Origin of the sequence: Paraburkholderia sp. RL18-085-BIA-A, from assembly GCF_046027075.1 — a bacterium.
GTDB lineage: Bacteria > Pseudomonadota > Gammaproteobacteria > Burkholderiales > Burkholderiaceae > Paraburkholderia.
In genome coordinates this window covers 1-11378 of record NZ_JARESU010000201.1, presented here as the reverse complement: position 1 = coordinate 11378, position 11378 = coordinate 1, and the positions used below count along the sequence as shown (strand labels likewise).

The window sequence follows — 11378 nt, the reverse complement described above, 5'->3', positions numbered from 1 at the left end:
AACAGCGCCCTGAAATACTGCTCACCACGCGAGTTTCGCCAGCGAGCAAATTCACCAACCTAAGCGTGACCGCATGTCCGGTCATGCAGGGGCAAGTCCAGTTGTTTCGACACGCTCCACATGCGAGCCCAACGCGGAGGCGAGGCAATGACCATCCGCAGAAGTACTGTCGAGCATGTGTTCGATACGCTCAAGCGCTGGATGGGTTACACCCACTTCCTGACCAGGACGTTTGGACGCGTGAGTACGGAGATGAGCCTTCTGGTGCTGGCCTACAACCTCAAGCGAGTCATGAATACCGGGTGCTGCCAGGACGATGAATGCCATGAGGATGGCGGAAAGCTGAGCCTCTGAGGAGCCAATTTGCGGCCGGCGATGTCGGGACGATCGCTCGGGTTAAAAACATGGTCGTGTCGACACGAGGGATCTGATTTCAACAGTGAAAAAAACAGTTCCCATACGACGTCGGTCTGAAAACGCCATCGACCCGCCGCAAATCCAACGGAAAAAAGCCGAGCGCGTGAGCGGCCGGCTATTTTTGAGGAGCCGGCGCATTCTCAAACGTTAAGCGCCTTAAAACGGCAACCCCGGCGCTTCCGGCAGCTTTAAAGCATGCACGCCGATTGCCGAGGCGTCGAGCCGTTCGGCACCGCCACTCGGCGTATTGACGATGAACGGCACGCCGATCTGATCGGCGCGCACCAGTTCGGTCGAGCCACCACCGTCGAGATTAATCGCATCATCCGCGCCTATCGCCTTCATCAGTTGCGCCGATTGCGCGTTGGTCGTGCCCGTCGAATAACCCGCGACGCGCCCATCGATCACGACGAAGTAGAGAAAGCGGCCCTGATGCGACAAGCCGACCAGCGTGCGTGGATTCGGATTAAGCGGATCGCCTTCGTTCGGGCTTTGCGCGCTGACGTCCTGGCCGTTTTTCAGCAGAATCGCCGAACCCGCGACCGCCGTGTCGATCAGCTTGAGATCCTGCGCTGAAATCTCCGGCGCTTCGGCGAGATATGCGCGGCCTTGGCGCGTGATCGCGAGCACCGCTTCGCTTTGCGTCGGATCATTGGTTAGCGGACTCACAATCTGGCCGTGCGACACCAGCAAGCCGATGATCGTCTTCGGCTCGGGCGTTGTCGCGCAGCACGGTGCGAAAAAGTTCGCGTTGATCGCGAGTCGCACGTCGGTGCGCGCGGCGAATTGCGAAATCGTCTCCGACGTCGTCATCAGCGATCCGCTATGCCCGGTCGTCTCGACGCTCACGCCCGGCGCGCGCAGATCAATGCGCATTACATACGCGCGGCTTATGGTTGGCTTGCCGCCCGCAGTCGCGGGATTGGACGGCACAGTCGCGGCTTCGGCATCGACGCCGAGATACACAGGCGAGAAGCCGCTTTGCGTGATCTGCGTGGTGGGATCGGGCACGTCGGCTTGCGCGCTCGCCGAAGCGAGGCCGATGACCGCCGCGGCGGCCAGCGCCTTCAGAGTTGCCGAGGTGGGGAATAGAGCACGCGTCATGTCTTTAATCTCCATTGACGGCGGCGACGAAGTTGTCACCTCTTGCCGTGCCGGAGACCTTATAGACGCGAGATGACCGTTAAGTGATTTTTTCTTTTCGTTCGGCTTTCGTTCATGCGCGGCATGCGCGACCGCAAACAGATCGCACTCCTTCCAGAATGCGTCGATGACTACATCGGGCAGGACAATGCGGTCAGTGTGTGCCGCCGTTCCTCGCTCTCGCGACGTAACACTCGCTGGGATGGACATCAACTGTTCGAGGTATCGGGGCAGCAGGTTGGGTTGGAGGCGGCGACGGAGGTCATGCACAGGCTTGATCTGATTCGTGGAGCGGTAAGTCTGGGCGATGTCGAGACACTCATCTCCGATGACCGTCTGTATCTCGGCGATCGTGCGTTGCAGTTGCAGGTAGGCCGGCGACCTGATATCGCCGCGGGAACTCTGGTAGAAGAAGATCACCACTTCACACATCTCGGCCAGCGCGCATCGAGCGTGCCCGGAACGATGTATCCCTCGCAGAAAGGTTCGCGCGAAGGAGTGCATATCGCAGCCGGCCAGGCCATCGCCTGCGGGGCGCGCTTCCTGGCGTCGCATGGCGGCGAGTATGTGCCCTCGTCGGACGCGAATAATGATGGCGCTCTCTCGGTGGTGGTGCGTAGCCTGAGCCGCGAGGTCGGCTGCTTTTCATAGGCGCAAGGCCCAACGCGTCCGTCTGGGAAAGACGAGGCTGCTTTACAGGACGGATCGAATAAGGGCTTGCATGGTTAGCGAAACTGTTCCGGATACAGATCCGCGCTCATGTCCAGGTCGCCGGTTTGAGCGTATATCAGAGGGTGCCCGTCCGGGCTGACTATCGTCCCGTCGATCACGCGGCCCAGCACCAGTCGATGGTCTCCAGCCTCGATGTCGCTGATCATCTGGCACTCGAAGTGAGCCAGCGCGTCGAGCAACAGCGGTGCGCCCGTCTTGCCGGGCCGCCACGGTATCGACGCGAGCTTGTCGACCGTGCGCCCCGACTGCGTGCCGAAATGTGCGGCGAGTGCCTGTTGCTGCGCACCCAACACACTGATGGCGAATACCCGGCCTCTTCCAAGGAGCCTATAGGACTCGTGCTCTGGGTTGATGCTGATAGCTACAAGCAACGGCGAAAACGAAACCTGCATGATTGAACTGGCAGTAAACGCATTCCGGCGATCACTATCCGCCACGCCGACTACATAGACGCCAGCCGTCAAATGCTGGAAAAGTTCTGCGATACCATCGCTCATGGTGCGTCCTCTTCTCAGTGTGCGAAGTGAGCCGAGCGAACGGTCAGTTCACTCCGACGAAAGATGCATGACAGCATTGAGGCATCGAGGCGGCGGGTCACGATCGCGCTGTTCGCCCTGTCATCACCGCCAGGATGGCTGACGACGTCTCATCATAGCGCCGCCCTCAGGCCACTGCTAATGCGCGGCGCCTATCATCGGCGGGTGCGCCGTTACCGTTGTGCCGGAAAAGCGCCTGATTGAGTCCCCATCTGTTTTCGGAATCTGCACCAGCAGTGTGACCGCGATGCGGCCAACGGTTCGGCTTGCTTTTTGGTGAGCACTTGGATATTCGCCGCAGCGCTTCATAATTCTTGCCGGTTCACGTGTAGTCGGCTACCGGGTTCCAGGCCGAGCACATGCAGGTCGATGCAAATTTTGCCCGGCATGATCTTGGGCAAACGAAGGAACCGCTTCATCGCTGCTGGCGCAGCGACGCAAGGGATCACGCAAGGCTCCATGCGCGACGAGCACCTGAGGAGGATATCGCTTCGCCCGAGCTGACGGTCAATGACATGGCAGCGGTTGTTCTCTTGCTCGCGTCGCTTGCCGCGACACGCAAGGTTGTGCGACCGCCGTGCGTGGAACATCTAGTATCTATGATTGTGACCAGGCCTTGGCGACAATCCGAAGTGGTACGGAGAATGCTTGTCCTCAAGGGGCCGTCGCAGGCCGATAGGGGGACAGTGCGCGTCGGGCGGCGTCTTGGGATGGTGGGATCGACTACGGAATGGGTGTCATGCGAAAAATCTTACGGCTTCTGGCAATCGTTGTTATTTTTCCGGCGGCAGCTTTCGGTCATGCACTGGACGACCAGCTAGAGTGCGATGGGAACGCACATGACTTCGTAGCGGGTCTCCTCAACGGTCAGTCGATCGAAACCCCAGCGATGCGCGTTGAGCCGGATTCGGTCAATGCGTTCCGTCCGACCCACGACGCCCGCCTGACTGCTTTCGGGCTCCCTGTCCGTGCGGTCTTCGGGTATCAACCCGGCGATCCAATGTTCAAAACCGGCGGAGGCAAACTCCCGTCCGATCCACTTTACGGTGTGGTGGTGCTGGGCTCGGCAGATTCCGTAAAGCGTCACCTCACCGAAGCGGGGAGCACTGCAGTTGTCCGTGCTGTCATTCCCTTGCTGATGACAGCCATCGTGTGCACACCGTGAAGTGTGGGAAGAGCGGGTCATGGAGCATCTAGTGCGCGTGCAGAATGAACGCGCCGACGGCCGCTCGAGTGGGTTGCGCGGCCGCGTCGGCGAAGCTGCGTTCGTAGCGGCGGCGACGCGGTACGCGGGCCCGGCGAAGCCGTATCTGTCAACCGTGTGCCGGACCCTCGGTATACGAATGTCCCGGTTCAGCGCCTCGCACCGGCCTGCGCTCTGCGCAATCGCCAACGAAGGCGTCAGCCGCCCCTGCGGCAACGGCGCGTCCCCGCGCCGAGAAGCTGTGTCGCGTGCCTGGGGCGCAGCGTATCAGGTAGAGGTGGTCTGCGATATCGACGGCGACCGCAACAAGGCAAAGGCGGGGCCTGCAGGCGAGCACAGTCGGATCGGCTTTGCTGGAACATTGCGCTGGGGGTTAGGTTTTTTCGGGGCCATCTGAGTCTTCGCGCACGATTACGTTTAGACCGCGTTGGTGAATCCGGCCCATCCGGATACTGCGCGGATCACCGTCTCGGCTCCCCGCCCGGTGGTTTGGGACGAGCGACTCTTTGCGCCTCGCTCTCTGACTAGCCCACCCAAGCCGCCGCACCACGAGCGATAGTCGGTTTTCACCATACCGGTCTTTCACAAACCGCAACCTGACGCATCAAACCGGCTTTGCTCAATGCAACTAACCGTCTATCTCAGCGCCATCAATCCCGAAACGTCAAAACCGCTCGGCAGGAAACCGGGCATGCCCGACCGTCTCGCGAATGTCGATCGCGCGCCGCTCGTCGAGAACGATGCTGGTTTTCGTTCGATTGATTCTGGTCAATTTGGAAATCAGCAACGCATTCACTGATGCTGTCGCGCACGAATCCGATGAGGTATTCCACGGATATTGCAGAACTCGCTGCCGGTGTTCCACGCTGAGCCTCAGATCCCTGTTTGCTGCGGCGTGGCTCCCGAGCTTGTCGGTGACCAGTACACGCGGTGAGCGTCCGTGCTTCCTGAGCAGCTTTCGCATCGGCCGCCTGGCCGCATGCCTGTGTCGCCGGCTTTGCACCAGTACATCGAGCACCGCGCCATGCTGGTCTACCGCGCGCCACAGCCAGTGCTTCTTGCCGTTGGTAGTGACTACCACCTCGTCGAGATGCCACTTGTCACCTCGGGCCAGCGCGGTAGATCTAATGCGCCGGGCGATACCCAGGCCAAATTTCACCGACCAGCGTCGCACCGTCTCGTAGATAAGGTCAATGCCGTGAGCCGCCAGCAGCTCGTCGTCCATGCGCAGGCTCAACGGAAAATGGTAGTACAGCCACACGGCATAGCTGATCACGTCGCGCGGAAATCGGTAGCCGGCACAGCATATCTCCCCCTGATTGTTTTGCTGTGCTTGTGCAACTTGAATCCCGGACAACAACGGCTCAGTTATTGCGCGTTCAGGTAAGCGGTCGGCGCGATGCCGAGCGTGCGCCGGAACATCGCGGAGTAGGCGCTGGGACTATCGTAGCCATGCTCCAGCGCGACCTGCAACACGGGCACGCCCGCCGCGAGGCGTGGCAGGCTTAGCAACAGGCGCATGCGGCGCAGCCACTGGCCGAAGCTCATCCCGAGTTCGCGATGGAACAGGCGGGCAAGCGTTCGCTCGCTGACGTTGATTCCGGCGGCAAGACCTGCGAGCGTCACCGGTCGGGAAGGGCTTGCGATCAGATGCTCGCACAGGCGCATGAGCCGCGGGTCTCGAGGCATAGGTACATGCAACTGCAGCCGTGGCGCTGCCTCGAGTTCGTCAAGAATCAGCTCCATGACACGGTGATCCCTACCGCCGAACCCGTAGTTCAGAGGTATGCGCGTCGCGGCGACGATTGCCTCACGCATAAAGGGCGACACTTCAATGACCTCGCAGCCGCCCGGGAGGCTGGGGCGGGCGTCGGGGGTCACATAGACCGTGCGCATGCTGACGTCGCCGAAAAAACGGACCGCATGGTCGGACCCGGCCGGCATCCAGACGGCGCGGCCCGTCGGCACGACCCAACTCCCGTGTTCGCTCATGACCGTCATCACGCCGGTCATCGCATGAATCAGCTGCGCACGTAGGTGGCGGTGCGGAGCGATGTAATGGCCATGCGGGTAATCGCTTGCCAAGGCCGCAATCGCGCGGGGCGAGCGGTGGCAATCCTCAATGGTTCGAAATCTGTGGTCCATAGTGCGACGAATGTAGCTATTCCGAAGTCAGATTAACTGAGTAAAAAATAGAGGGTTGTCCGTATCGCGACGAACGTTGGCATTTTTTAACGAGATAGCCAAGGTTGGAATTGCTAGAGTAAGGGTAATCCACTACATACGCTGAGTGTAAGCCGTGCCGAGTTCGCGTCGAGATTTGTTCGCCACCATCTGGTCCCTGTTCAAGCCTATTTGTGGCGGCGCCGCACCCATGGCAGCGTTCAGCCTCACCGACGGCCCTAGGGAGCCCGCCAACGCCAGGTTCGCGTGTGCTGGCTCGTCAGTATGACGCCTGCCGAAGTCTTGGCACCCGCGCCGAGCCAGCGGATGCCTGTCGCGCCTGCGCCACCCGCGCCACCCGCGCCACCCGCTTTCGGGCTACGGATTGCGATTGGACTGCTGGGCATGCTGCTCACTTCGCTCGCGGCCGGGCTGAACGAGCACGTCACCGAAGTGGCGATGACGGACGTGCGCGGCGCACTCTCGATCGGCCACGACGAGGGAACCTGGCTGACAGCTCTCTTTGAGGCCACCAACGTCTCCGCCATGGCGTTCGCGCCCTGGTGCTCCATCACGTTTTCACTGCGGCGTTTCACTATCGGCGCGGCGCTGATGTTCGCGCTGCTGGGCCTGCTTTGCCCGTTCGCTCCCAATGTCGAGACGCTCGCTGTCCTCAGAGCGCTCCAGGGGCTGGCCGGGGGCTGCCTGCCGCCGATGCTGATGACCGCAGCGCTGCGCTACCTGCCGCCCAACATCAAGCTTTATGGACTCGCCGGCTATGCGCTCACCGCTACGTTCGGACCCAACCTGGGCACGCCCTTAGCCGCTCTATGGACCGAATACGTCAATTGGCGCATGGTGTTCTGGCAGGTGGTGCCCCTTTGCCTCGTGAGCAGTGCGGCCATCGCCTATGGCCTGCCGCAAGATTCGCTGAGGCTGGAGCGCATCCGCTCGTTCAATTGGGTTGGCTTCCTCACCGGCTTTCCCGCCATCTCGATGCTGGTGATCGGGCTGTACCAGGGTGACCGGCTGGATTGGCTGAACTCGCCGCTGATCTGCATGATGCTGGGTGGAGGAGGCCTGTTGTTCTGCTTGTTCCTGTTGAATGAGTGGTCGCACCCGCTGCCTTTCTTCAAGCTGCGAATGTTGGCCCAACGCAATTTCACGCATTCGCTGGTCACGCTTGCCGGCGTGCTGGTGGTTCTACTGGGCGTGGCCGTCATCCCCGGCGACTATCTCGCCGAGGTGCGCGGCTATCGGCCGCTGCAGATCGCGCCGCTGGCGCTGGTCGTGGCCCTGCCTCAACTCATCGCGTTGCCTGTTACGGCTGCGATCCTCAACATCGAACGCGTCGATTGCCGCTGGGTGCTGGGCCTTGGCCTCACCCTTATGGTGGTCTCTTGCGTCCTGGGCAGCTTCATGACCTCGGACTGGGTGCGCGAGAACTTCTACCTGCTCCAGGCGCTTCTGACGGTCGGCGAGCCGATGGCCGTGATTCCGCTGCTGATGGAAGTCACTACCGGCCTGCCGCCAACGGAGGGCCCATTCGCCTCGGCCATGTTCAACATGGTGAAAGGCTTTGCCGCGGCGGTCGGCACCGGCCTGGTGGAAGGACTGGGTACCGCGCGCGAGCACTATCATTCCGTGATGCTCGTCGACCGGGTGGGCAGCGAACCGTTGACCGCCGGGCAACGCGGCGATCCGATGGGGACGTTTGCCGATCTGACCGGGCGGATTCACGCGCAGGCGGTCGTGCTCATGTCGGCCGACCTCTATCTCGTCATGGCGGCCATTGCCATCGCCCTTGTGCTGCTCATTCCCATCGTGCCTGTGCGCGTTCGTCCGCCTCGCGCAGCCACGCAAACAACTTCCCGCTGAACGCATCGAACATGTCATTACCAAGTCAACCATCCCGAAAGCCGGTCTTGCTGGGGGCCTTAGCCTTGCTATTAGTAGGTTGTGGCTGGGGTGGCACAAAGCTGGTCGCCAAACCCGGCGCCGAGACGACGAACGACGCCTATGTCAGCGCCGATTACACGCTCGTCGCGCCGCGTGTGGCCGGCCAGATTGCCGAAGTGCTGGTCGATGACAATCAGGTGGTGAAGGCAGGTCAGCTACTCGCCCGCATTGATGACCGGGATTATCGCGCCGCGCTTGGCAGCGCGGAGGGCGACCTGAAGGTAGCGATGGCCGCCGTAGGTGATTTTGATGCGCGGATTGCGCAACATCCCGCGCTCGTGACACAGGCACAAGCGACCTTGCGCTCCGACCGGGCCGCCATTGCCTTCGCGCGCGCCAACGCTACGCGCTACCGCGATCTCTCCGCGGGCGGCGCTGGCACTATGGAGGAGCAACAGCACGCGGTGACCGCACTCGACCAGCAACAAGCCGGCCAGGATCGCGACCTTGCCGCGCTGCTTGCCGCCCAGCAGCAGCTCGACATCCTGCGTGCGGGGCGTGACAAGGCCCTCGGTGCGTTGGCACGCGCGCAGGCCGCGCTCGATCAGGCGAAGCTCAACCTCTCCTATACGGAAATCCGCGCGCCGATCGACGGTATGGTCGGCCAGCGCTCGATCCGCGTGGGGGCGATCGTCGGCGCGGGCACGCCGTTGCTGGCAGTGGTGCCGCTGTCGCAGGCCTATGTCATCGCCAATTTTCAGGAGAATCAGCTTGCCCGTATGCGCCTTGGTCAGCCGGCGCGCATCACCGTGGACAGCTTTCCGGGTCTTGTCCTGAAGGGCCACGTCGACAGCCTTGCGCCGGCGACGGGCGTCGCGTTCGCGCCGATTGCGCCGGATAACGCGACTGGCAACTTCACCAAGATCGTGCAACGCCTGCCGGTCAAGATTACCCTCGATCCCGGACAATCCGGGGCAGCCCGATTGCGCGTGGGGCTTTCGGTCGAGCCGACTGTCAATGTAGCCGCAAGTGATGCCTCGGCGGAGAGGACGGGGACAAATTGACCGAGCGCTCACTTTTTATTCGGCCCGTTCTGCTAGCCCTGCTGTCGGGTGCCATGCTCGCCGGATGCACGGTCGGACCCGACTTCCAGCGGCCCAAAGTCGCGGCGCCGAGCGATTTCACCCGCGCCAACCACGCCCAGGCGCCGAGCCGACCCGTAGAAGCAACGCTCGCGCCCGAGTGGTGGTCCCTGTTGGGCGACCCTGAGCTGGTCGCGTTGGAGTCGCGTCTCGCTACGGACAATCTCGACGTGCAGGCCGCCTCGGCGCGGCTCCTGCAAAGCCGCGCCGGGTTGCGCATCGCCGGTGCGGAGCAATACCCGATGATCGGCGGTGCGGCGTCCTACAACCGTGAGCAGGCGAGCCCGAACGGCATTGTTTCGCTGCTGGGCGTCAATCCTGTCGGAGCACAGCCCGAATCCGCGAGTGGCGACACCGCATTCGGTGTCGCGAGCTTGCCCGGCACGAGCGGATCGCCGCCGTACAACCTGTGGCAGTACGGCTTCGACGCGTCCTGGGAGTTGGACCTGTGGGGCCACGCACGGCGCGGCGTGGAAGCAGCCAACGCGGCCATGCAGGCATCGGTTGAGGACCGCCGCGGTGCCTTGCTTTCCGCGCAGGCCGAGCTTGCCCGCGACTACATCGAGCTGCGCGCCACGCAGACCCTGCTCGGCATCACGAACAAGAACCTTGCGCTTGCCCGCGACACCGTCAAGCTGACCCGCCTGCGGTTGACCGAGGGAGTCACGACCAACCTCGACGTCGCCAACGCCTCGGCGCAGGTTGCATCAATCGCAGCGCGGCTGCCGCCGCTGCAGACGCGCCGCGATGCGCTGGTTAACGCACTAAGCTTCCTGCTCGGCGAGGAACCTGGTGCGCTCGGACAGACCTTGGAGGACGCGCGCGACATTCCGTCCCTGCCGGTCCGCGCGCCGATCGGCTTTCCGTCGGAACTTGTACGACGGCGGCCGGATATCCGGCGGGCGGAAGCCCAACTGCACGCCGCGACGGCGGAGATAGGCGTCGCGCAGGCTGATTTCTATCCGCAGATCTCGCTCACGGGCAGCCTCGGCTTTCAGTCGCTCCAGCTTTCCAGTCTGGGTGACTGGGCGTCACATCAGTTCGTCCTCGGTCCTTCCATCTCGCTGCCCATTTTCCAGGGCGGAAGACTCAAGGGCACCCTCGAGTTGCGCAAGGCTCAGCAACAGGAAGCGGCGATCGTCTTCCAGCGTACGGTATTGCAGGCCTGGCATGAAGTGGATGACGCGCTGTCGGCCTACGATGCCGAACAGCTCCGTCGCGACCAGCTGAAGGACGTGGTGCAGCAGGACCAGGTCGCACTCGGGGTCGCGCAGCAACGCTATCGCGAGGGTGCGATCGATTTCCTCAACGTGCTCACCGTACAGAGGGACCTGCTGAACGCCGAAAGCGATCTGGCGCAAAGCCGTGCAATCGCCTCGGTCAATCTCGTCTCCCTCTATAAGGCCCTCGGCGGTGGCTGGGAGACGGCGTTCCCGGAGGTTCCGCCGGCTGCGAAGCTCGGTAAATCCGTGCAACTGAAATCGGCGCATACCGCAACCATTGGATCAGATTCGTAGATCAATAAGGCTTTGTCGACTTGTCGAGAGTGAGGCGGCACGACGGCGAATACGACTACTGGTCAGAAAGCAGCGGACGGATTTTGGACGACTTCGGTGAATTCGCGCCGTGCAACGAACCGGGCTGCGAGTTTTCTGCGACAAAGTAAAGCGCTCAGCAGATGCCGCTTGAGCGCCGAATGTTATTGGATCGGCCCGAGGCACGAGAAAAAATCTTGTGCGTTTCGGGTTGCGAAAGTCACGCATGCGCCGCTCGCGTTCGCGTGTCGGTCGCTCGTCAGGCGATTGACGAGCGCGGTTTTGCGACGTTGGTGCCGCATGTTTAGGGCGGCCGCGCGCATGGCACCAATTCCGTCGTGCGGGTGTCGCCCAGCGTGGGCTTGGTATGGCGGACTTGACGGGACGTGTGCCCCGTCAGTGTTGCGTGTTTCGAAGCGACAGGAACGTCCGCACCTGCCGGTGGCTTCGACACGAAGCGTCCCGTTCTTATATTTTTTTTCATCGAAATGCTGCGGTTGCGACCCCCGTATAACGCTAACCTTGCGTTTGCAATACGCGCTTGAAAATCATGCGGGCGTTTGCCCGCGGGTGCGACCTTTAACGAACACCATTTTTGCCGTACCGA

Annotated in this window: 9 protein-coding genes and 3 pseudogenes; 7 read left to right on the top strand and 5 right to left on the bottom strand. The window is 62.1% G+C overall.

The window, feature by feature from the left end; all coding sequences use genetic code 11:
* Window positions 1-144 precede the first annotated feature (144 nt).
* Window positions 145-346 (top strand): annotated as a pseudogene (locus tag P0D89_RS47895) (transposase); the annotation flags it as partial.
* 227 nt (window positions 347-573) lie between these two features.
* On the opposite strand, the gene P0D89_RS47890 reads toward P0D89_RS47895, so the two are convergent.
* Window positions 574-1521 (bottom strand): phosphodiester glycosidase family protein, encoded by a 948-nt coding sequence (locus P0D89_RS47890; RefSeq protein WP_408369279.1) that lies wholly within the window; start codon window positions 1519-1521, stop codon window positions 574-576.
* 114 nt (window positions 1522-1635) lie between these two features.
* Between P0D89_RS47890 and P0D89_RS47885 the strand changes: the two genes are divergently transcribed.
* Entirely contained in the window at window positions 1636-2211 is a 576-nt protein-coding gene (locus tag P0D89_RS47885) for a hypothetical protein (protein ID WP_408369293.1), read from the top strand.
* Between the two features lie 74 nt (window positions 2212-2285).
* Here the strand turns inward: P0D89_RS47885 and P0D89_RS47880 are convergent, their stop codons facing one another.
* Window positions 2286-2789 (bottom strand): flavin reductase family protein, encoded by a 504-nt coding sequence (locus P0D89_RS47880; protein ID WP_408369281.1) that lies wholly within the window; start codon window positions 2787-2789, stop codon window positions 2286-2288.
* 778 nt (window positions 2790-3567) lie between these two features.
* Between P0D89_RS47880 and P0D89_RS47875 the strand changes: the two genes are divergently transcribed.
* Together P0D89_RS47875 and P0D89_RS47870 are read left to right on the top strand one after the other, a co-directional pair.
* Window positions 3568-3993: a hypothetical protein gene (locus P0D89_RS47875; protein WP_408369283.1), complete on the top strand. Its 426-nt coding sequence runs from the start codon at window positions 3568-3570 to the stop codon at window positions 3991-3993.
* A 31-nt stretch (window positions 3994-4024) separates the two neighbouring features.
* Window positions 4025-4429, top strand: coding sequence for a CppA family protein (locus P0D89_RS47870; RefSeq protein ID WP_408378991.1), 405 nt, complete (start codon window positions 4025-4027; stop codon window positions 4427-4429).
* A gap of 453 nt (window positions 4430-4882) precedes the next feature.
* Here the strand turns inward: P0D89_RS47870 and P0D89_RS47865 are convergent.
* Together P0D89_RS47865 and P0D89_RS47860 are read right to left on the bottom strand one after the other, a co-directional pair.
* A pseudogene (locus P0D89_RS47865) lies at window positions 4883-5341 on the bottom strand (IS6 family transposase); the annotation flags it as partial.
* A gap of 59 nt (window positions 5342-5400) precedes the next feature.
* Entirely contained in the window at window positions 5401-6117 is a 717-nt protein-coding gene (locus P0D89_RS47860) for an AraC family transcriptional regulator (protein WP_408369285.1), read from the bottom strand.
* A gap of 405 nt (window positions 6118-6522) precedes the next feature.
* Here P0D89_RS47860 and P0D89_RS47855 point away from each other — a divergent pair, with 405 nt between their 5' ends.
* Genes P0D89_RS47855 through P0D89_RS47845 form a run of 3 tightly spaced genes read left to right on the top strand, consistent with a single transcriptional unit; the run spans window position 6523 to window position 10753 of the window.
* A complete protein-coding gene (locus P0D89_RS47855; protein ID WP_408369291.1) occupies window positions 6523-8073 on the top strand; it encodes an MFS transporter in 1551 nt (516 codons plus the stop codon).
* An 11-nt stretch (window positions 8074-8084) separates the two neighbouring features.
* Window positions 8085-9158, top strand: a complete 1074-nt coding sequence (locus P0D89_RS47850; protein ID WP_408369287.1) for an HlyD family secretion protein — start codon at window positions 8085-8087, stop codon at window positions 9156-9158.
* The gene (locus tag P0D89_RS47845) at window positions 9155-10753 is read left to right on the top strand and encodes an efflux transporter outer membrane subunit (protein WP_408369289.1); all 1599 of its coding nucleotides are present in this window, start codon (window positions 9155-9157) and stop codon (window positions 10751-10753) included. Before P0D89_RS47850 ends, P0D89_RS47845 begins: the two co-directional genes overlap by 4 nt.
* Window positions 10754-10815: 62 nt before the next feature.
* Here the strand turns inward: P0D89_RS47845 and P0D89_RS47840 are convergent.
* Window positions 10816-11071, bottom strand: a pseudogene (locus P0D89_RS47840) (IS6 family transposase); the annotation flags it as partial.
* Between the last annotated feature and the right edge of the window lie 307 nt (window positions 11072-11378).

What these genes read in the sequence shown, in the direction of transcription:
- P0D89_RS47875 (WP_408369283.1), top strand. Translation starts at nt 3,568, where the DNA reads ATGCGAAAAATCTTACGGCTTCTGGCAATCGTTGTTATTTTTCCGGCG.
- P0D89_RS47890 (WP_408369279.1), bottom strand. Translation starts at nt 1,521, where the DNA reads ATGACGCGTGCTCTATTCCCCACCTCGGCAACTCTGAAGGCGCTGGCC.
- P0D89_RS47855 (WP_408369291.1), top strand. Translation starts at nt 6,523, where the DNA reads ATGCCTGTCGCGCCTGCGCCACCCGCGCCACCCGCGCCACCCGCTTTC.
- P0D89_RS47850 (WP_408369287.1), top strand. Translation starts at nt 8,085, where the DNA reads ATGTCATTACCAAGTCAACCATCCCGAAAGCCGGTCTTGCTGGGGGCC.
- P0D89_RS47885 (WP_408369293.1), top strand. Translation starts at nt 1,636, where the DNA reads ATGCGCGGCATGCGCGACCGCAAACAGATCGCACTCCTTCCAGAATGC.
- P0D89_RS47880 (WP_408369281.1), bottom strand. Translation starts at nt 2,789, where the DNA reads ATGAGCGATGGTATCGCAGAACTTTTCCAGCATTTGACGGCTGGCGTC.